This window comes from Microvirga sp. Mcv34, from assembly GCF_024519725.1.
In the GTDB taxonomy this organism is placed as follows: domain Bacteria; phylum Pseudomonadota; class Alphaproteobacteria; order Rhizobiales; family Beijerinckiaceae; genus Microvirga.
In genome coordinates this window covers 1-20,034 of record NZ_JALJRK010000021.1, presented here as the reverse complement: position 1 = coordinate 20,034, position 20,034 = coordinate 1, and the positions used below count along the sequence as shown (strand labels likewise).

Below are 20,034 nucleotides of genomic sequence, written 5' to 3'. Positions count from 1 at the left end.
GGTCTCGCTGACGCTCAGATCAGGCGCAGGCCCTTCAGGCTGGCGTACCCCTCGCGGCCCACGATGATGTGGTCGTGGACGGTGATCCCCAAGGGCTTGGCGACCTCAATGATCTCGCGGGTCATCTTGATGTCGGCGGACGAGGGGGTCGGGTCGCCGGACGGGTGATTGTGCACGAGAATGAGGGCGGAAGCGGAGAGTTCCAGCGCCCGCTTCACCACCTCGCGCGGATAGACCGGCGTATGGTCGATTGTGCCCGATTGCTGCACCTCATCGGCGATGAGGGCATTGCGCTTGTCGAGGAAGAGCAGCCGGAACTGCTCCTTGTCCATGAAGGCCATGGCGGTGCGGCAATAATCGATCACGGAGGTCCAGGAGGACAGGACCGGCCGCTTCGCCACCTCGCCCTTGGTCAAGCGGCGGGCGGAGGCCTCGACGATCTTGAGATCGGTCACGACGCTATCGCCGATCCCATCCACCTCCATGAGACGGGCCGGGGCGGCTGCCAGCACCTCGGCGAAGGTCCCGAAGCGCTTCAGGAGTTCCTTGGCGATGGGTTTCACGTCCCGGCGCGGAATGGAGCGGAACAGGACGAGTTCCAGCAGCTCATAATCAGGCAGCGGATCTCCGCCCGTTTCCATGAAGCGGGCGCGCAACCGGTCGCGATGGCCGTGATAATGGGGAGTCTCGTCGCCGCTCATGTTTATATTTCAAATGATCCGCGGCTAATCGCGCTTAAGGAACTCCTGTAGCCTATGTTGAATGCATGATGGCTCGAGTTTTTGCAACTCTATTTCAGACCTTGATCTGTTTGTCCGGAAAACATTCCGGAATATCCTTTGTTGGGAGTTCCATAAGTTTGCTCGAAAATCAGTTGGCATACACGCATGCCGGCTTCCAAGACTATCTTGTGTGGGCCGAAATTAAACATCTCTAGTTGTATGTTTCCACTGAACCCACTGTGAATTGTTGGTGCGGTAACATGAATACCAACGCCGAGGCGGGCCAAACTGCTCTTTCCTTCAACTCGAGCAGCAATTCTCGAAGCCTCGGGCAGCATAACTTCTTCTTTTGTCCATGCGAGGACAAAACTTTGAGGATTTAATGTATATGTATCCTGCGAAAGTACGTTCTGCATCTGCAGAAGGTCTTTATATGAGTAATCTGCGGAACCAGGATGAACGGTCATCCCGGGAATGGCTCTCCACTCTGCAAATGCATTCGAAAGAGTTAGATCGAGAGTAGTTGAACTCAGCGCCAATTTCATGTTTGGCGCTGGTTCAATAATTATCTGTTTCTTGGCGAGCGCGATTTCAATTTCTCGATCTGTTAAAATCATAGCCCACCATTGCTTGTTTATTCTGCCGGATGAAGTTCAGGTGCTTTGATTGCTTCGGATTTGGGCACCCAAATGCGCCAACGTCCTGCAGCGGATTCACGAGGAAGTTCAACTAGCAGTTTATCATCCTCATGCAAGAGCGGTGTGCCAATTTCTACTCCCTCTCCATGCATGAGGCGCTTTGAAAGGATGACCTCTTCCTGGCCATCGATTGTACGAATGCCAACAACAGCTTCGGATGGACCTGGGCCATTTGCGAGTAAGTTAAATTTAATCAGCATTGCGCGGCCTCCGATGGGAACAAAATGTGAACATACTGTAACTTGCGAGAGTCGTCTACGTCGCACAACTCAACTTAGGAGCCCTTGGTTCAGAAAGACTCGGTGGATAACAAACCTTAGCCGTACGAAGTTCGCCCGGATAGGGATGAGCGAAAACGATCAACAAGCGATTAAGCTCGCATCTTGCAGGTATGAGTTGTTCCTCTCGAAAAGGTTCAGGCGGCCGCGTAAGGCGGCTTGTCCAGGCCCTTCGGCGAGAAGGTGAAGACCTCGACGCCGGTTTCCGTAACGCCGACCGTATGTTCGAACTGGGCCGACAGGGAGCGGTCGCGGGTCACGGCGGTCCAGCCGTCGGCAAGCACCTTCACCTGGGGTCGCCCGAGATTGATCATGGGCTCGATCGTGAAGAGCATGCCGGGTTTCAGCTCCACGTTGTAGGCCGGCTCCACGTAATGGAGGATTGTCGGCGAGTCGTGGAACACGCGGCCGAGGCCATGGCCGCAGAAGTCCCGCACCACCGAGCAGCGCTCGGCCTCGGCATAGGATTGGATCGCGGCCCCGATATCGTTGGTTGTGGCCCCGGGCTTCACCGCAGCGATGCCGCGCATCAGGCATTCATAGGTGATCTCGCAAAGCCGCTGGGCCCGGCGCGGCACGTCGCCCACATAGTACATCCGGCTCGAATCGCCGTGCCACCCGCCGAGGATCAGGGTCACGTCGATATTCATGATGTCCCCGTCGCGCAGGGGCTTGTCGTTGGGGATGCCGTGGCAGACCACGTGGTTGATCGAGGTGCAGATCGTCTTGGTGTAGCCGCGATAGTTCAGGCAAGCCGGAAGGGCGCCATGGTCGCGGATGAACTCGAAGGCGAGCGTGTCGAGAAATTCGGTCGTGACGCCGGGTTTCACGTAGTCGGTCAGCATGTCGAGGCATTCGGCCGTCATGCGGCACACCCGCCGCATGGCCTCGAAATCCTCCGGCCCGTGGAGCGGGATCTCGGCGGAGCGCTTGCGCTCGACAACGTCGGTTTCGGTCATTTCCATTCCTTGAACTCTTGTCCGGAATGTAAGGATCGTCGCGCGTGACGCAAGTTAAAGCGTCGGATGGGTTCATCCGGTGCTTCCTTTATAAATGAGAGCATCGTTCTAGCGGAAAACCGGGACTCACTTTTCCGCACGATGCTCTAAAGACCTGCTGTCCCGCTTGCGATTGGCGCGCGGGGGTGTCATGAGCAACCCTATTCATTCCCATTCGACGGCCGTGGATTCCCGCTTAATGAATGATTCTCGCCCTTTCGGCGATTTTGCGCCTTCAGGACTCGCCCGCTGGGTGATCGACCGCACGCGCGGGCTGCCCGAGGGATGGGCCGGCCGCCGGGTGGCCCTGATGCTGCGCCGCCTGGCGATGAAGACCCTGAAGGGCCTGCCGCTCGACCTGGAGACCTTCGGCCTGCGCATGCGGCTCTACCCCTACAAGAATGTCTGCGAGCGGCGCATCCTGTTCACGCCGCAATATTTCGACGTGGACGAGATCAAGCTGCTGACCTCCCGGATCGCGGACGGCTTCACCTTCATCGACATCGGGTCGAATGTCGGCTGGTACGCCCTCTCGGTTGCTCGCGAGGCCGACGCCGTTCCAGTGCGGATCCTGGCCGTCGAGCCCCAGCCGGAGATCTTCGACCGCCTGATCTACAACATCCGCCAGAACCCCTCCTGCACCATCAAGGCCGTGGATTGCGCGGTGGCGGACAAGACCGGGGAACTGACCCTCTTCCTCGATCCCCTCAACCGGGGTGAGGCCAGCCTGAAGATCGTCAATTCGAGCCAGACCGACGCGATCCGCGTCCCGGCCGTGACGATGCTGGAGCTCCTGAAACGGGAAGGTCTGACCCGGGTCGACGCGATCAAGCTCGACGTGGAAGGGGCCGAGGACCTGGTGCTCGACCCGTTCTTCCGGGATGCTCCCGCGTCCCTCTACCCCTCGCTGTTCATCATCGCCAATGTGCCGGATCGCTGGCAGATCGACGTCGTGAAGCTCCTGGAGGGCAAGGGTTACCGGGAAATCCTCAAGAACAAGATGAACCTGGCCTTCGAGCGAGGCTGAGGTTTTGCCGGGTCGATGTGCCCCTACGCCATCACTGGCCTTGTGCCGGGACTCGCCTTATCGAGATGGCTGGTACAAGAGCGACCATGACGTCGGAGGCGCTCACCGAGGCGTCACAATCTCCACGGGCCGGTCGATGGTCACTTCCTCCGGGGTGATGCGGCAGACATAGGCGTAGGATTCCACGCCGGCCGCCAGGGCGTGGCGGAAGGCCTTGTCGTAAGCCGGATCGATGTCGCGGGCCACGTCGAAACGCTCGGCATCCATCTGGATCACATAGACGAGGGCTGCTCTCGCGCCCTCGGCCACCATGTCGGCGAGCTCGTGGAGGTGCTTGGCGCTGCGCGCCGCGACGCAATCCGGGAACTCGGCGAAGCCTGCCTCCCGCATCAGATGGCAGTTCTTGACCTCCAGGTAGCAGGGCGGCTCGCCGTCCTTCTCGAGCAGAAAGTCGACCCGGCTGTTCCTGCCGTATTTCACCTCCGGCCTGACCCGCTCGTAGCGCGCGAAGGGGGCGAGGCGCCCCTCCGCCAGGGCTTCCGCGACCAGGAGGTTCGGCCGGGAGGTGTTGATGCCGATGAGCTGGCGCGGACCGCCGCCGGCCGCGATCTCGATGAATTCCCAGTTGTACTTGAGCTTGCGGTTCGGGTTCGTCGCCCGGGAGAGATAGACCCGGCTGCCGGGCTCCTTCAGGCCCATCATCGCGCCGGGATTGGCGCAATGGGCCGTAACCACCTCGCCGCTGTCCAGCGCGACATCGGCCAGAAAGCGCTTGTATCGCTCGATGAGGCGGCCCTCGAGCAGGGTTTCCTGAAAACGCATCGGAATCCAATGATTGAATGGGACCTCCTGGTAGCAGGGGAGGCGGCGGGGGTTCAACTGCGACCGAAGCGAGGGGAGGACAGGGAATGAACGCTTGCTTCCGCTTGAGAATTGCAGCTTCTAACGCTAAACGCCCCCAAAAGGATCGCTGCGCATGGCCGTTTCCGTTACAGCCGCCCTTCTCATCATCGGCGATGAGATCCTCACGGGCCGCACCAAGGACAAGAACATCGGCTACATCGCCGAGTACCTGACCGGGATCGGCATCGACCTGCGCGAGGTGCGCGTCGTGCCCGACGTGGAGGAGGAGATCGTCGCGGCGGTCAATGCCCTGCGCGGCCGCTACACCTACCTCTTCACCACCGGGGGCATCGGCCCGACCCATGACGACATCACGGCGGATTGCGTCGCCAAGGCCTTCGGCGTCGGGATCGGGCAGGATCCCCGGGCGGTCGCCATGCTGCGGGAGCGCTATACGCCGGAGGAGCTGAACGAGGCCCGCCTGCGCATGGCCCGGATCCCCGAGGGGGCCGATCTGATCGAGAACCCGATCTCCAAGGCGCCCGGCTTCCGGATCGGCAATGTGTTCGTCATGGCGGGCGTGCCGTCCATCATGCAGGCCATGCTCGATATCATCGCGCCCACCCTCCAGACCGGCGCCCGCATGATCATCGAGACCATCGAGGCCGAGGGGCTGGCCGAGGGCATCTATGCCGAAGGCCTGAGCCAGATCGCCTCCTCCAACCCGGCCGTGTCCATCGGATCCTATCCGTCGTTCTCGACGAGCGGCTTCCGCAACCAGATCGTCGTGCGGGGCAAGGACGCGGAGGCGGTGGCCGGTGCCGCCGCCGCCGTGCGCGAGCTTCTCGGCCGCCTCAAGGGCGACCGGGCGCCCCTGTAAGCGTTATTCGTTTCACCTGACAGCCCTACAAGAGCAGAACCATGTCCCCGACCTCTCCCAAAGCCTTCCCCGTCTCCTGGGATCAGTTCCACCGCGACTGCCGGGCGCTCGCCTGGCGCCTGGCCTCCGCCGGACCCTTCGAGGCGATCGTCTGCATCACCCGTGGCGGGCTCGTGCCGGCCGCCATCGTGGCGCGCGAGCTCGACCTGCGGCTCATCGAGAGCGTCTGCATCGCGAGCTACCACGACTACAAGAACCAGGGCGACCTGCAGGTGCTGAAGGACATCGCGCCCTCGATCAAGGCCGTGGGCGACGGGAAGGGCAAGGGCGTCCTCGTGATCGACGACCTGACCGATACCGGCAAGACCGCCAAGATCGTGCGCGACATGCTGCCGAACGCGCATTTCGCCGCCGTCTATGCCAAGCCCGCCGGACGTCCCCTGATCGACACCTTCGTGACGGAAGTGAGCCAGGACACCTGGATCTACTTCCCCTGGGATATGGGCCTGGCCTACCAGGCGCCGATCCGCGAAGGCTCGGCCGGTTAACAGGATCGAGAGGCGCCCGTGACGGAGTTCGACATCGCGCGGACGCGCAAGAGCCTGTTCGGCGCCCTTCTCGACGCGCGGGACCTGTTCGGCCGGAACAAGGTCGCCCTCGAGGATCTGGAGCGCCAGCCGATCACCTTCGGGCGCCTCGTCCTGGGCTCGCTCGTCCTCGGGCGCAAGCTGGCGGGCCTGACGCGGGAGCGCGAGACGATCGGCGTTCTGCTCCCGAACGTCCAGGCCATCGCCGTCACCCTGTTCGGGCTCAATGCCTTCGGGCGCGTTCCCGCCTTCCTGAACTTCACGGCCGGGCTCAAGAACCTGAAGGCCGCGTGCGAGCTGGCTGGGATCGACACCATCGTGACCTCCCGCCGCTTCGTCGAGCAGGGCAAGCTCGACGACCTCGTGGCGACCCTGGGGGAGGGACGGCGGATCCTGTGGCTGGAGGACGTGCGGGCCGACCTTACGAGCCTCGACAAGCTGCGCGGCCTCGTCGATTCCTGGATGGCGCGGCGCGTTCATGCGGGCGCGAAGGTCGAACCCGACGACCCGGCCGTCGTGCTCTTCACGTCCGGCTCGGAAGGCGCACCGAAAGGCGTGGTGTTGTCGAACGCCAATCTCGTCGCCAACGCCTATCAGGTGAAGGCGCTCGCGGGCGACGTGCTGCGGCCCGACGACGTGTTCTTCAATGCCCTGCCGATCTTCCATTCCTTCGGCCTGACCGCAGGACTGCTGACGGCGGTGCTCAACGGCATGAAGTCCGTGCTCTATCCGAGCCCGCTCCATTACCGCCAGATCCCGAAGCTCGTGGCCGGCACGCATGCCACGATCATGCTCGCGACCGATACCTTTCTGCAGGGCTATGCCCGCGCGGCGGGCGAGAACGATCTGGCGAGCGTCCGCTACGTCATTGCCGGGGCCGAGCGGGTGAAGGACGAGACGCGCAAGCTCTGGGCCAAGCATGGCACGATCATCCTGGAAGGCTATGGCGCGACCGAATGCTCGCCGGTCATCTCCGTGAGCCTGCCGGACCGCAACAGGCCCGGATCGGTCGGGCCGATCCTGCCGGCCATCGAATGGCGCCTCGATCCGGTCGAGGGGATTCACGAGGGCGGGCGCCTGCACGTGCGCGGTCCGAACGTCATGAAAGGCTATCTCGATCCCACGGCGCCGGGTGGCCTGCGCCCGCCCGTGGACGGATGGCATGACACAGGGGACATCGTGACTGTCGATGACGGTATCGTCACCATCCGGGGGCGGGCAAAGCGCTTCGCCAAGATCTTTGCGCATATTTAGAATACCGAAGGAAGTCTAAGAGCCTAGTTGACCTAGGCTTTTCTGGCTGTCACGCTTCCTTCTGCGAAGGAAGGCGCCTGGACAGCCCGCGGCCTTTCCCCTCGCAACTGCAGGAGGAAACGCTGTGGCGGTTATGATGGACACGTCGTTGCGGTGGCAAGACTGCTTTGGACCAGAGATGGTCGAGGCAGTCTCCCAGATGACTTACGCCCGGCGCTACGGGATCATTCCGTTCCTCGAGTGGCTCATTCAAGCGGAACCAGACAGCCTCGCCGACCGGGTTCGCCGCTGCTTTGCCGGTGCACCTGGCGACGAAGTCGAGAGCCTATTTCCCGACGGCATGTCACACGAGCGCGCATTCGTCGACGTCCTCAACCAGTGGCGCGACGCGTACAGGGTTTCTGGGGAGAGCCACCTCACCGAAGGCACCCGGATGTACCGGGCCCACTCCGTCAGGCATGCCTTGGAAATCCTCAGGGACCGGGGCGTGCGCGGCATTCCGGAGAATTTCAACCGAAAATGGATCAGGGTAGGCACTCCTCCAACCAAGGAGTTCCCAAGCTTGGGAGCCGCCGACTGGCCCGAGCTGGAAGGCTACGAAGGGTACGAGCGTGAGCGCCGCGCCATGGAGCTCGTCCGTTCGTCCTTCGTCTCGCTATTCCTTTACTACGAGGAGCTATTCAACCTTGGCCAAAGCCTCCTCCGAGGCGACCCGCCTATGCCGGACCAAGATCCACAAGCCCGCGAGGCCTTGCGCAACGGGCTCCTGATCTTCCGGGATCATATTCGCGAGACCGGCTCCTTCAAGCTTCCGAGGCGGGTCGCAGATTACGTCCTGCCACGTGATCCAGCATTATGGTACCAGGCCGGACAGTTCGATACGGCAGGACTGTGGGACCGAGCCGCGGTGATGAATATGGCGTACCGCGGCTGCTTCGGACCCTTGGCTCCCGCGATGAGCGGCGCTCTGGGCGTCCTGATCTGCGATACCGGCTGGAACCTCCAACCTGCACGGGACCTCCACCAAAATCCTTTCGTCTTCCGCTCCGCTAGAGGCTCGTATATCGCAGAGGCCTCGTTCATCGAAAGCTTCAAGAGGCGGGCCGGGCACCATGTCCTGGCCTTCCTTGGCGAGAACCATCGTCTGGACGAAGGCAGGCTTCGTGTGGCTCTCGATCAATGGGACCGAACCGTGGAGGCCTATGATCCCGCCCGCCAACTCGACGGTTACGCATGTCTCGAAGCCACAGGTGGCGGCAGCACGCTTCCGGCTGCGGACATCCTTGAGCGCTACATGCGAATGGCAAACGCCCTCAGGGCCGAGTTCGGGCATTTCTCACACGACCTTTTCGGCGATCGGTTCTGGATCTTCATTAATGGCAACCTCCAGCCGAGAACCTACGCGTCGGACACGCGGGTGGTTTCTCCCGCAGTTTATCCGAAGGGCTCCGTGCTGGCCCGTCCCGGCTTCAACTTCAAGGCCATCCGGAAAACCTACCTGATCCTCCGGCGGCAGGAGACCGGCTCGTTCGACGCCGTCAGGGCGGCGGCGGGGCATGCCAGCTCGTCGGTACTCATGCCGCACTACCTGAACACGCCGGTGGTGAACGCGGAGCTGGACGCCAGCATCCGGCAGTTCCAAGACGCGATGGAAGCCATCGTCGTGCGCGATCTCAATCAGGAGCATGTCGCCCTGCAGCTCGACAAGCCGGCGGCGGACCTCGTGCGCTTGCGCCGGACGGCCGACAGGGCGGGCATCACCGCAGCTCTTGGTCTGCTCGACGAGGCCCCGGACGATGCGGGACCGGCTCCTCCTGCGCTGCGTTTCGAGCCGGACGATGAGCGCCTCGGCGAACTCTACCTGATCCACCGGAAGCTTCGGGAAATGCAGGCCTATTACCCGAACCGCGCCCGCTTCAGGCTAGAGTTCCTTCCGCTCCTGGCGCTGGCGAAGGCCATCGGCAGGGAGCTGTTCCGCAAGCACCTCGGGCCGCGGTACTGGCAGGCCGCTCGGCGGGCCTCCTTGGCGCTAAGATCCCAGCAGATCGTGCTGCCGAGCCTGGAGGACTAAGATGGCCAACGGCTTCTTCCTTGCGGACCACGACCGGGTGCTCCGGGGCTACAACCGCCCCAAATGGCTGGTCTCAACAAAACCCAGCGCAACCTCGGAGGAAGTGTTCACCGAGGACGCGACAGACCTGCGCCACAACTATTGGACTATCCGGAGCGAAGACCCCGACAAGGTGCTCGATCCGGACCTTCCCTTGGACTTCGCCCAACCCGTCGATGTCGACGGCATCCTCCTCACGCACGAGCCTCTCGCCCGAGACCTTCTTACGGCGAAGATCTTGGCGATCGAAGCAATCCGCGGGCAGTACATGGCCATGGACACCGCCAAAGGGCTGACCGACAAGCTCCGGCACGTCTTCTGGATCGTCCGCTGGCGTTTGGCGCTAGGCCTCGGTGAGATGCGGCAGATCGGACCGTCCTTGTTCGAGGACTACTGTGCACGCCTGAAGCAGGGGGTGGTGGCTCTCGTCCCAATGGACGACCGCCTCCAGCGTCTTGAGGCGCAATTGCAGCGCGGAGAGTGGTCGTGGCCGACCTATGTGCATAGCAGTTCACCGAGGATCGATTTCAGCGCCGTGGGTGTGAAACTCGGGGTGCCGCGACAGATGCTCATTTCGCCCTGGATGCACCCACGGCTCACAGCGTTGATTGAGCGAACCAATCCGGAACTCTATTTCAGCCAGGCCGCAAATCCTGAGCCTACGGATTGGTATGAAACCTCCTTCAGCGATCCAAGACCCACCGTCAGCTATGTCACAAAGGCTCTGATGGCGTGGAAGAGGCTGGCCTATTTCTCGGACATCGGTTTGCTTTCTCATGACCCGCTTGGCTTCGACCCTTTCGCAAAGGTAAGTCTCACAGCACGGGCCAGACAACTCGGGCGCTCCCCTGGCGCCGGAGAAGGGCGGACCGGCACCCCGGGTCCGGAGCAATGGCTGGCGCTGCTTGATGGTGCGGCCCGATGGGTCCTCGATTACTCCGGTCCCATCCTGACGATCTGCAGGCTGGCGCGCGAGGTGCAGGGCGATCCGGGCAAGATCAGCAAGCAGAAGAAGAGGATGGCGGCGTTCCGGCAGGCCGTCGATGCCATCATCGCCGAGCACCTCCCGCCCAGCCAGCCGGGCGTCCCGCGGCTCGTGCCGCAATGGCGGCGGAGTGGGCGCAACAGTCCCGCATATGCGGACGGGATGATGCTGGAGGAGGCGCTCGGCCACGTGGTCACCGCGTGCCTGATCCTGATCGCGGGATTGTCGGCGCGGCGCCGCGACGAGGTGCGCAGCCTTCAAGCCGGCTGCACGGTGAAGGATCCGTTCGGGAACTGGTGGCTGTCGAGCTACATCGAGAAGACGATCCGCGACATCGAGCAGATCCCCGTCCCCGCCATGGTGCCCGTGGCCGTCCGTCTGCTGGAGGAGCTCAGCGAGTCGGCACGGGAGAGCACCGGAAAGAACTGGCTCGTGAAGATCCACAGGCCCTCGTTGACGCAGGTCAGCGACGAGGACCAGGGCCGCGTCTACATCGAGACCGCCCTCCGCTTTACATTGAATGACTTCGCGGAGGTCGTCGGTGCGAGCAAGCAGAAGGACGGCGTCGTCTGGAAATTCGCACCGCACCAGCTGCGCCGCGCCTTCTCCGTCTACTACTATCACGGAAACCGCTTTTCCTCGCTCGACGCGTTGAGCCGCTTCCTGCTGCACTTCGACCCCGAGATGACCCGGCGGTATATTACCGAGGCGATCCCCGGCGCGCTGACGCGGCTGCGGGAGGTGATCGACGCGCGGCTGAGGATCGCGGAGGAGATGGAGCAGCCAAGGCAGGACGCCGTCCTCACGTCGGCCCGGGCGGCATTGATCAGCCTTGAAGAGCGGGCGCGCGAGCACGAAGACGTGCGGCAGGAGGCCTTCGTCGAGCGCGTCCTGGACATGTACGACGGGGCCGAGAGCCCCATCGGCCTCGGCGCGGCGGCGCTCTATGACGAGTTGGAAAAAATGATCGAGCGCGCGCGCCGCTCCGTGCTGATCAGCGGCCGCTCGAACCTGTCGCCGGACCGGGAACGCGAGGCGCTGGTGCGGCTGCTGCGCGACGCCGCTCCCAACCGGTACATCGAACCGCATCCGGGCCGGCACACCCACTGCGGTTGCAGGCTTGGCGACCCGTCCGACCTGGCGGACGCCGTCTGCCTCCGCAACAAAGCCGAGGAGAGCGGTCCGGACGGCGCCCATCGGCCGGACTACGCCTTCGCGTCGACCGAGGATTGCCTCTCATGCCGCCATTGCGTCGCGTTCGGCGAGAACGTGACGGTTATCAACCGCAGGATCGAGCGGATCACGGAGGCAGCCGAGAAGGCACCCGCAGAGCCCAGCCGAGTGGCGGCGAAGGCCAAGCTCGCTTCGCTCAAGGCGAAAGTCGCCGCCGCGAAGGCGGCCGTGCACGGAAAGCACCGGGGGTGATCATGAGCAGGAGCGAGTCACCTGAGGAGAAACAGCGCCGTGTCCTGGAGGCGTTCCGGGCCAAGGTCGAGATCCTGGAGCGTTGGGCGGCAGAAGGGGTGCCGGAGAGCAGCGAAATTCCCAAGACCCATGCTGCGTTGCGCCGATGGGGAGGGCCCGACGGGAGCCTCGCCCAGTGGTCGGACCCCCTGATCGACCGGCCGAACGTCGGGAAGTACCCCGACCTCACCGAACGGTACCAAGAGGCGCTAAGAAACATCGAGCTGCGGTTGCGGAAGTCCAAGCGTGGCCGATTGGGAGACCTGGAGGGCGAGCTGGCGGTCCTCCGGCGCGAGAACGATGCTCTCCGCGCCCAGAACGCCTCGTTGATCGGCCTCCTCGACCAGCGCGAACGCCGAATCGTCATGCTCGAGGATTTGGCGCGGGCCCATAAGCTGCCGGTCCCGCCGCCTGTCACGGCGACCTCGCCCAGGTCCCCCCGTCGGGCCAAGCATTGACGGCGTAGCGGGGCTCCAACGGGATACGGAGCCTATCGCCAGTTTTCTCTGGGGCCTCGACGTTCGCGACGTTGTCCTGCAGGTTGCTCCGCTGCGTCCGATCCTGGTTTGGAAACCGCGGAGGCCAGGGAGCTGCCGCAGCTGCCGGATGGCACCATGGTTCCGTGGCAGAGCCTCCGCCAGTTGGTCCTGAATGCCCTTGCCTGCCATGAGGGGACAGCACCTCATCCTCCTCAGACGCATCTTGGGCCAGAAGCGTCTTGGCGTGCCCAAGCTCCCTCGACGGATGCAGCAGGAGCGGGGTCGGTTCGGCCTCGACGCGGGCCGCATCCCGGATTGGTGTCGGACCTGCTCTTACGCCTCCAATATGCGCTGCGGAGCCATCTGCACGGAAGGCGAGCCAATCGCCGGGCGTGTAGGCGACGTCATTCCAGCAGCCAAAAGGTCCTTGACCAGCTGCTTTCTGAACTATCTCCTCTCTTGTACGCAGCAGGATTGTCGCTGTCGTATAAGGATTATAGTGTTACGAGGGGCAAGCGTGCGCAACACCTACCAAACGGCTCCGCCGACTGCCTCTTCTTTTGCCCGTCAGCTTGGGGTAGAGCTGCTGTCCGCTTCATCCCACTCTGCTGTGGAGTGACCCTTGTCCGCTTCCATCTCTCCTCGAAATCAGCGTTGTGCCCGCGCGCACTCGCACCTGGGCCATCCGGCGAGCTGGTCTCAGGTGACGCCATTTAAAAGGCTGAGCCACGATCACCGCGCGTTCTGACCAGGATGCTTCACCAAGGCTTGATTGACAGCAAACCCGATCCAAGGGGCCGGGCAGAAACCGGGCTAAATCGATGACTAACGTTGGTGGTCCGGCGGGTTCCGGTTCGGCCTCAGTTTACGTAAGTTCGACCGGCGCTCCCTCCGATCCGGTGCTTGCGAAGATCCTGGTCGTCGATGACGATCCCAGAAATCTCCTCGCCGTGGAAGAAGTGCTGCGCTCGCCGGGGATCGAGATCGTCACAGTCGATTCCGGTGAGGCAGCCTTGCGACAAGTGTTGCAGGACGACTTCGCCGTTATCCTGCTCGACGTGCAGATGCCGCGGCTCGACGGCTACGAGGTGGCCGGTCTGATCCGGGCCCGGCCGCGCTCGGCGCGGGTGCCGATCCTCTTTCTCACCGCCGTCAACAAGGACGACGTGCATGTCTTCAAGGGGTACTCGGCAGGCGCGGTCGACTACGTGTTCAAGCCGGTCGAGCCGCTGATCCTGAAATCCAAGGTCGAGATCTTCGTCGACCTCTACCGCAAGACAGAAGAGATCCGCCGGCAAGGCGAGGAGGAGCGGCGGCTGCTCATGGAAAATCTGCGGGTCCGCAGCGAGAAGCTGAAGGCCGAGCAGGCCCTGCGCCGCCGCGAGGAGCATCAAACCCTTGTGCTCCAGTCGCTGCCGATCACGCTCTATACCGCCTCGGTCGAGGAGGACCACCGGCAGCTCCATTTCACCAATGAGAGCGTCGAGCACATTACCGGTTTTCCACCCGAAGCATTTCTCGGGCGTCCGGATTTTTGGTCGTCGCGGCTCAATCCCGACGACCGCGAGCAGGTTGTGAACCAGCTCCGACGGCTGCCTGAGGAGGGCATGGCGGCCATCGAGTACCGCTGGCGCTGCGCCGACGGGACCGAGCGCCACTTCCTCGACCAGATCGTCGTCATGCGGGACGATGACGGCCGCCCGCGCGAGTTCTTCGGCATGTGGTTCGACATCACAGATCGGAAGCAGATGGAGCAGAACCTGCTCCACGCCAGCAAGCTGGAGGCGATCGGCCGTCTCACCGGCGGCATCGCGCACGACTTCAACAACATGCTCAGCGTCGTCATCGGCAATCTCGACCTGTTGAAGAAGACCATTCAGGGCGACGAGAAGGCCGAGAGGCGAGTGCGGATGGCAATGGAGAGCGCACAGCATTGTGCGGACCTCACCTACAGGCTGCTCAGTTTCTCGCGCCGCCAGCCGCTGCAGGTCTCGACCATCAACGTGAAGGCTCTGCTGCCGGGCCTGCTCGATCTGATGCGGCGGACCCTTGGCGAGCGCATCAACGTGAGCCTTCGCTCGGAGCATGAGGTCTGGCCCATCCAGGTTGATCGCGCGCAATTCGAGGCAGCTCTCCTCAATCTGGCTGTCAATGCCCGTGATGCCATGCCGGACGGAGGAGATCTGACGATCTCTGTCGAGAACAGGGCCATCAGTGAGAGAACGAACCTGCCGGCCGGCGAATACGTCGTCGTCGAGGTGTCGGATACTGGCACCGGCATGCCGCCCGAGGTGATTGAGCGCGTGTTCGAGCCGTTCTTCACCACCAAGGAGAGTGGCAAGGGCACGGGTCTCGGGCTCAGTATGGTGTATGGCTTCATGCAGCAGTCCCGGGGCCATGCCGAGGTCGACAGCGTCCCGAATGCCGGAACGACCATCCGCCTCTTCATGCCTCGTTCGGAAAAAGCGGCCGCGCGGCCGATCGAGACCCAATCCGCGACACCCGGACCCTTCGGCGCCGAGCGGACCGTGCTAGTCGTCGAGGACGATCCCGCGGTACGCCAGGTGGTGATCTCGAACTTCCGATCCCTGGGGTTCGACGTCGTCGAGGCTGCGACCGGCGACGAGGCGGTTCGCGTGTTGAAGGCGAACCGGCATGTGCGCCTCGTATTCTCGGACGTACGGATGCCGGGGACGCTCACCGGCATCGACCTGGCGCGACTGATCAGGCGGGACTGGCCCGACATCCGCGTGCTCCTGACAACAGGCTACGTGGATGGCGACACCACGGTCGGGGACGTTGATCTGCTCTACAAGCCCTACCGGCTGGCCGATCTCGCCGAGAGGGTCCGGTCCGTGATGGAAGCTCCCCGGACCAACGAAAATGGAGCGCTTCCGCACTCGGCAGCGTCCGCTGCGGAGTAGCCGCTCACCCCGGGAAGAACGGTAAACGTATGTGGGACACCATGGCCGGCCCGCCCGAACCGTACCGCCAGCATTGCGGAGTTCCAGCGAGCCGCGCTCTGGACGATATTGTGCCGGTGGTGGGTCGACCTCGAATGTTGCGGCGAGAGTGTGACGCCCTGCCAAGTGCCGTCCCGAAACCTCACCCATGGCATCTGAGTTCTCGTACGGATTGGATGGCCCGGTACACATCGAAGGCCGCGAAAGCGCCACGGCCGTTCAGGAAGAGGGTTGAAGAGGTTTCACAGGTCTTACCGATGGGGCGCAGCATGTTCTTTGTCGTGACGGGAATCGGGGAGCAGGGAGCCGTAGCGGTCACATGCGAGACCGCTACGGCTGCGGCGGAGAAGGCTCGAGCTCTGCTTGTCGAGGGTGCACGAGATATCCTCATCGCCGATGCAGACGGGCTGCAGCATGCGCCAGCTGACTTCGAGAGGCTCTTCGTTGCAGGAGCATCAACGACGAGCCCGCCTCAATAGTCCAACGATTGGAAGTCGGGTCCTAAGGGAAAGGTACTAGGAAGCAGCCTTTCGGGGCGGAGGGGCCTGGACTAGGGCCAATCAGGCAGCACACCCTTCCAGACCAAAAGCCTGCTAGACGGCCCCCGAGTTTCTCGTGCTCCACTCCTGAGACTACGGCCCGCCGCCAGGTAGCCGTACGCCGGGACAGGGATAGCCGTCGAGGACCCTTCTATGGCCGTTGTCGTATGTGGACAGCCGGAGGCATAGGTGGAGGCCGCGTAGGCATCGGAGGCTGCTTCGATCGCCGCAAACCCCTCCCCAGCGGTGCCATGCCTTCGTTCACCTGACGGATGGACGGAAGGCATACACGCAGGCTCGGCCATTCACCGAAGCGCCCCCCTCACGGGAGGCGCCCCAGTTCTCGTTCCTTGCGGCGAAGCGCAAGGAGAAGGTCAATGTAGCCGTCCGGGACCGGCTCCTCCATAAAGGGGCGATAGACCAACCGCAGTCTGCGGCCGATCCGGCTCTGGCTTGCTCTGTCGAGCTGTCCTCGTCTGTCGTCCTGTCGATCGCTAGCCATGGCGTCTCCCAAGTTCCTGTGAGGGAGAGCATGTAAAAGCATGGTTAATCAATCACTAATGCCAGCCCTCGGGACCAAATAGACAATCTCTTCCAAGGCTTGGCTTGCTGTCTCATTCCGCAACATACGATCCGGTCTCCCCGGTGCTCGACCGGCCCCATGGCGTGGTTAAGGCCGCGGCCGCGGTCGGAGGCCAAGCTTGAGGAACGTACCTTGTTCGAGCTCGTTCACGAACGAGATTGCAGCGTACCTGTGCGTAGTACCGATGGATGTTGTTCTCACCCTAGCGAGCCTGAGTGCGATCCAGAGCCGGATCGATGACATCGCCGACCAAGCTGGGGTCGAGGGAGCCGCGCGCCTGAGCGTAGACGAGACGTTGGCTGCCTTGCCATGGCCCTTCCGGCGACGTCTTGTGCTGACACTGCAGAGCCTGAAAGCCTTTTCTCCGGATCCTGGCATACGGGATGCGGCTGGGTTCTTCCAGCTGAAGGCTGCCGGGGTGTGGGCCGCCATGCCGTAGGAAGGCCACCGGGATGGATGACCCTCCCGGACCACAGCAGTCGTTGAGCGTGACGTGAAGAACCCGGCGGCAGCCCGTCCCACAAGGCTCTGACAGCCAGGGTTCGCCGGCGAACACTTGGCATGGGACGACCCGCCTGTCTCTGGCGGCTGATCGAACGGGAGGCTCCGCCCAGAACCGAACCGGGTGCTTGGACCTACCATATCCGGCTAGGCGGCTATGTGGTGCACATTAGCTGGGACCGGCCTGCCGATGCCCCGCGCTGTGGAGCCGGTGAAGATCCGTTCACCGATGGCGAGTACGACGACGCGAGAGTTCGCGAGGGTCGACGCCTACGACCGGGCCACGCCAATTGCCTGATCCTCTATGGAGCATCTCGCGCGGTGGGCTGAGGCGTCGTGGGTGTGGCAGGGATCTCCGGCGGCGAGGTTGGGGGCACCCCGACCGGCTCGCCGGGAGAAGGGATGTCTCCAGGCATCGTCGGCGGCACCCCGACGGGCTCGGGCTGCGGCCCCTCGGGAGGGGTAGGCGGGCTGACCGGAGCCGGATTGGGATCAGCCGGCGTCGGCTCCGGGTAGGGCTGGTTGGGCAAGGGAATAGGCATGTACATGACGCTCCGCTGGCTGTCCCCAGGGAGCAAGCGCCAGCCCCAGGGCGGGTTCCGACCGGAGCGCCACGACAGCAACCAACACCTGCTCGGGCTTGCTCGCGCGAACGTGAGAGAGCCCGAAGCTGCCGCGAGCGCGCTGACGACGCCTGGTGCTTGGCTCCGCTGCGGTTACAACGATCGAGGTGGCAGCGCCTCACGGGCGGACCTTGATCGCCGTGCCACCGGCCTCGGACATCGAGCCGTGACGCTAGCGCCCCTGGCGGGCGACATGGCTGATATCATGCCTGGAAATCCCGATATCGGACAACTCCCGGTCCGATAGCACGGAGAGCTGGCGGGCTGTTTCGCGCGAACGGAGCCATTGCCGAAAGCTGGAGAGAATGACGGACAGGAACATGACGCAACCTCAATAATGCACGCACACAATGTGATCCGCGCAGCGCGAGGGCCGCGAGGCCAAAGAGGCCACCAGAACGGTGGCCGTGTTCAGGGAAGAAACCCACCACGAGAGGTCGTGATGGAGGAGGGGCATTTACAGCGCCTCCAGGGCCCAGACAAACCCGGAGGCGGTCAGCCCTGGCATGCCGAAGGAGCATGGAACGGAGCTGAAGCGTTCACCTCTCGTTTACCGCCCCTGAATGACTCGAGCGGAAACCTTGCTGCGGATTGTCGCGGCCGCCCCGGGGCTGAATCCGACCTCCATCAGCTCGCCTTCCAAGTCATTGAGGCTATAGGGCTCCAGCGTGACGAGACGCCCCGCTTCCTCCCGCTCGACCAAAAGGGTATTGCCGTCCTCTCCCTCCAGAACCCCGGGATAGTCATCAACAGTCGTTGTCGTGACCCGTACTGTCGGGTCTCCCTCATCCTCGTGGTCCTCGCCATCGGCGCTCTGGTAGACCTTCACGGTGACCAGGCGCCCCTCCACCTCGCCTTCGAAGACCGTGTTCCACTCACCCATGTTCCCCTCCTCAATGAAGAATCGGATGGCCTCCGCACGAGTTGATCGTGAGCGTATAAGCATCAAAACGCCACAAGGCGAAAGCGCGACCGTGCGGCTGCGCTGCGACTTGGCTGGCAGCCCGGCCTCCTATCCCAGGAGCGTGACCTCGCCGCAGAAGCGGAACGCAAGGGCCGCTTGGCTTCGCAGAGCAGGCACGGCACCCGGGTAGACTGCAGAATGGTCCCCGATCCGCTCAGTGGACACCGACGGAGGCAGGACCGAGCGGCCGATGGTCCGGGTGCCGTCAAATCGCCAATGTTCGGCATATGGTCCGGCTCCTGGCCCTGCCCGGTGTTCCCTCGCAACAATGTCGCTCCGAGGGCTGCAGGCGCCGGCTGGGCCGTCCATCTCCTTCAGGCGATGCGAGCGATCTCCGAAGGTGATCCGGCCGGTCGACGCCACTTCCGCGCCTATCTCTGCGGCCCCATCAGCGTGAAGGCGTGCTCGGCGCAGAACACGTGGCTGTGCAGGTTCGCGATCCACTGCCGGCCCGCCGCCGTCACGTTCAAGTAGCCTACGGCCTGCTCGAGATGGGGCGAGACGCTCGTCCAGTAGAAGTCCGGGTAGCGCTCGACCAAGTCGGCCGGGGAGGCGTAGCCGAGCTGGCGGTTGAGGCCGATCTCCTCGAACTCGTAGAACAGCGCATTCGCCTTCTTCAGGTAGAGTGGGTCGCCGAGCTGGCCGATCAGGTCGGCGGCCTGCACCAGCCGCCCCTCGCGGTCCTCCGGCGCATCGGCGCCAGGCTGGCCCGCCGGGAACCGAGTAAACTCGATCGCCCGCGCCACCCGTTCGGCATCGAGCGTCGGCGACTGCCCGAGGCGCTCGGCGACGAAGAGCTTGGAGCGGTCGACATGATACGGGGTCAACGCCGCGTCTGACGCACCCCGCTCCAGAGCCACGGTCCGCCCGCTGGCATCGACTACGAACCTGTCCTTGCCATCGTTCTTCAGGATGCCGCGCACATAGCCGATGTCGTGCAGCAGACAGGCGACAATAAGGTGCGAGAAGTCCTCCGGCTCCAGGCGCTCGGTCAGCATGCGTCCGTGCAGGATGTCACGGCCGACCAGGGTGACCAGGAACGTGTGCTCGACGTTGTGGTAGAGGGCGTCGCTCTTGCCGAGGCATTCCAGCGCCACGCGAGCGATGCCGTCGAGCCGCTCCGCTTCGTCCTGGTGCGCGGATCCGAACAGCCGCCGGAAGTCGTCGGCGAGATGCCTGCCGAGTTCATCGGCCACGATCGCGGGCATCGTCAGCATGCGAGCCTCCCTGGATGCGACGCGCCTTCGGCATACGAGTATAGCCCAAGTCCTTCCGGGGCGACGACAGAAGCACCCGAACATCTCCCCCAGGGCGCATCAGGCACTTCCGACAATTGGCCGGAGCGACCGTCGGTCCGGAATAACGCCGCCCGGCCTACACCGCCTTGATGCGTGTCAAAGACCGCTGGCCCGGGTGCCGGAGAGGTCAGGTTACCCGCTCCCAGGATGCAGTTGAGACGGTTCGGCATACCAGTCGATCCTCAGCGATGCGGTGACAGTGAACACGTGCTGATGCCGCTCGTCCCGCACGTCGATG

Annotated in this window: 18 protein-coding genes; 9 read left to right on the top strand and 9 right to left on the bottom strand. The window is 63.4% G+C overall.

The window, feature by feature from the left end:
• Positions 1–14 precede the first annotated feature (14 nt).
• From radC to map, 4 genes are all read right to left on the bottom strand, one after another.
• Positions 15–701, bottom strand: coding sequence for a RadC family protein (gene radC / locus OC446_RS13305; protein ID WP_262029512.1), 687 nt, complete (start codon positions 699–701; stop codon positions 15–17).
• Positions 702–790: 89 nt separating this feature from the next.
• Positions 791–1,339 (bottom strand): dCTP deaminase, encoded by a 549-nt coding sequence (gene dcd, locus OC446_RS13300; RefSeq protein WP_262029511.1) that lies wholly within the window; start codon positions 1,337–1,339, stop codon positions 791–793.
• Positions 1,340–1,356: 17 nt separating this feature from the next.
• Entirely contained in the window at positions 1,357–1,620 is a 264-nt protein-coding gene (locus OC446_RS13295) for a hypothetical protein (RefSeq protein WP_262029510.1), read from the bottom strand.
• 215 nt (positions 1,621–1,835) lie between these two features.
• Complete coding sequence (map, locus tag OC446_RS13290; RefSeq protein ID WP_262029509.1) at positions 1,836–2,657, bottom strand: type I methionyl aminopeptidase; 822 nt, start codon at positions 2,655–2,657, stop codon at positions 1,836–1,838.
• Between the two features lie 238 nt (positions 2,658–2,895).
• Between map and OC446_RS13285 the strand changes: the two genes are divergently transcribed.
• The gene (locus OC446_RS13285) at positions 2,896–3,723 is read left to right on the top strand and encodes an FkbM family methyltransferase (RefSeq protein ID WP_262029508.1); all 828 of its coding nucleotides are present in this window, start codon (positions 2,896–2,898) and stop codon (positions 3,721–3,723) included.
• 102 nt (positions 3,724–3,825) lie between these two features.
• On the opposite strand, the gene sfsA is transcribed toward OC446_RS13285, so the two are convergent.
• On the bottom strand, positions 3,826–4,545 hold the full coding sequence (sfsA, locus tag OC446_RS13280; RefSeq protein WP_262029507.1) for a DNA/RNA nuclease SfsA: 720 nt from the start codon (positions 4,543–4,545) through the stop codon (positions 3,826–3,828).
• A gap of 154 nt (positions 4,546–4,699) precedes the next feature.
• On the opposite strand from sfsA, the gene OC446_RS13275 reads away from it, so the two are divergent.
• From OC446_RS13275 to OC446_RS13245, 7 genes are all read left to right on the top strand, one after another.
• On the top strand, positions 4,700–5,446 hold the full coding sequence (locus OC446_RS13275) for a competence/damage-inducible protein A (RefSeq protein WP_262029506.1): 747 nt from the start codon (positions 4,700–4,702) through the stop codon (positions 5,444–5,446).
• Between the two features lie 41 nt (positions 5,447–5,487).
• Entirely contained in the window at positions 5,488–5,994 is a 507-nt protein-coding gene (gene gpt / locus OC446_RS13270) for a xanthine phosphoribosyltransferase (RefSeq protein ID WP_181053274.1), read from the top strand.
• Positions 5,995–6,012: 18 nt separating this feature from the next.
• Positions 6,013–7,287 carry an AMP-binding protein gene (locus tag OC446_RS13265; RefSeq protein WP_262029505.1) on the top strand — a complete coding sequence of 425 codons (1,275 nt, stop codon included), beginning with the start codon at positions 6,013–6,015 and terminating at the stop codon, positions 7,285–7,287.
• A 178-nt stretch (positions 7,288–7,465) separates the two neighbouring features.
• On the top strand, positions 7,466–9,358 hold the full coding sequence (locus tag OC446_RS13260) for a hypothetical protein (RefSeq protein ID WP_262029504.1): 1,893 nt from the start codon (positions 7,466–7,468) through the stop codon (positions 9,356–9,358).
• A gap of 1 nt (position 9,359) precedes the next feature.
• A complete protein-coding gene (locus tag OC446_RS13255) occupies positions 9,360–11,807 on the top strand; it encodes a hypothetical protein (protein ID WP_262029503.1) in 2,448 nt (815 codons plus the stop codon).
• 2 nt (positions 11,808–11,809) lie between these two features.
• Positions 11,810–12,304 (top strand): hypothetical protein, encoded by a 495-nt coding sequence (locus OC446_RS13250; RefSeq protein WP_262029502.1) that lies wholly within the window; start codon positions 11,810–11,812, stop codon positions 12,302–12,304.
• 842 nt (positions 12,305–13,146) lie between these two features.
• Positions 13,147–15,249, top strand: coding sequence for a response regulator (locus OC446_RS13245; protein ID WP_262029501.1), 2,103 nt, complete (start codon positions 13,147–13,149; stop codon positions 15,247–15,249).
• Positions 15,250–16,149: 900 nt separating this feature from the next.
• Here the strand turns inward: OC446_RS13245 and OC446_RS13240 are convergent.
• A complete protein-coding gene (locus tag OC446_RS13240; RefSeq protein WP_262029500.1) occupies positions 16,150–16,329 on the bottom strand; it encodes a NepR family anti-sigma factor in 180 nt (59 codons plus the stop codon).
• A 265-nt stretch (positions 16,330–16,594) separates the two neighbouring features.
• Between OC446_RS13240 and OC446_RS13235 the strand changes: the two genes are divergently transcribed.
• Positions 16,595–16,849, top strand: a complete 255-nt coding sequence (locus OC446_RS13235; RefSeq protein WP_262029499.1) for a hypothetical protein — start codon at positions 16,595–16,597, stop codon at positions 16,847–16,849.
• Positions 16,850–17,706: 857 nt separating this feature from the next.
• Here OC446_RS13235 and OC446_RS13230 read toward each other — a convergent pair.
• From OC446_RS13230 to OC446_RS13220, 3 genes are all read right to left on the bottom strand, one after another.
• Complete coding sequence (locus OC446_RS13230) at positions 17,707–17,856, bottom strand: DUF1127 domain-containing protein (RefSeq protein ID WP_262029498.1); 150 nt, start codon at positions 17,854–17,856, stop codon at positions 17,707–17,709.
• Between the two features lie 228 nt (positions 17,857–18,084).
• On the bottom strand, positions 18,085–18,417 hold the full coding sequence (locus OC446_RS13225) for a hypothetical protein (RefSeq protein ID WP_262029497.1): 333 nt from the start codon (positions 18,415–18,417) through the stop codon (positions 18,085–18,087).
• Between the two features lie 452 nt (positions 18,418–18,869).
• Positions 18,870–19,715 (bottom strand): HD domain-containing protein, encoded by an 846-nt coding sequence (locus OC446_RS13220; RefSeq protein ID WP_262029496.1) that lies wholly within the window; start codon positions 19,713–19,715, stop codon positions 18,870–18,872.
• Between the last annotated feature and the right edge of the window lie 319 nt (positions 19,716–20,034).